At 49.1% G+C, this 544-nt stretch carries 5 tRNA genes; all 5 read right to left on the reverse strand.

The features are described from left to right. Positions 1-89 precede the first annotated feature (89 nt). Positions 90-163 (reverse strand) — tRNA-Gly (locus tag KM800_RS15160). Between the two features lie 16 nt (positions 164-179). Next, a tRNA-Pro gene (locus KM800_RS15165) sits at positions 180-255 on the reverse strand. A 27-nt stretch (positions 256-282) separates the two neighbouring features. Next, positions 283-358 (reverse strand) — tRNA-Lys (locus tag KM800_RS15170). Positions 359-363: 5 nt separating this feature from the next. Further along, positions 364-440 (reverse strand) — tRNA-Arg (locus KM800_RS15175). 7 nt (positions 441-447) lie between these two features. Then, positions 448-521, reverse strand: a tRNA-Gly gene (locus KM800_RS15180). Between the last annotated feature and the right edge of the window lie 23 nt (positions 522-544).

Consider the following 544-nt stretch of genomic DNA (forward strand, 5'->3'; position numbering starts at 1 on the left):
CGAACCCACGGCCTCTGGATTCGAAGTCCATCACTCTATCCAGCTGAGCTATGGGTGCTCAAAATATAAAATTTCCTTATAAATAAAAATGGAGCGGGTGAAGGGAATCGAACCCTCATAACTAGCTTGGAAGGCTAGCACTCTACCACTGAGTTACACCCGCATAAAATATTTAATTATGGTCGGGGTGACAGGGATTGAACCTGCGACCTCATGGTCCCAAACCACGCGCGCTCCCATCTGCGCCACACCCCGAAAGTACAATGTTTATATTATAACTAATGGTGCGCCATCGGGGATCCGAACCCCGGACAACCTGATTAAGAGTCAGATGCTCTACCAACTGAGCTAATAGCGCAATCATGGTGCGTCTTAAGGGATTCGAACCCCCGGCCCACGGCTTAGAAGGCCGTTGCTCTATCCAACTGAGCTAAAGACGCATAATAATGGAGCGGGTGAAGGGAATCGAACCCTCATAACTAGCTTGGAAGGCTAGCACTCTACCACTGAGTTACACCCGCATAATGGAGCGGAAGACGAGATT

This window comes from Clostridium tyrobutyricum (genome assembly GCF_019144085.1).
Lineage (GTDB): Bacteria > Bacillota > Clostridia > Clostridiales > Clostridiaceae > Clostridium_B > Clostridium_B tyrobutyricum_A.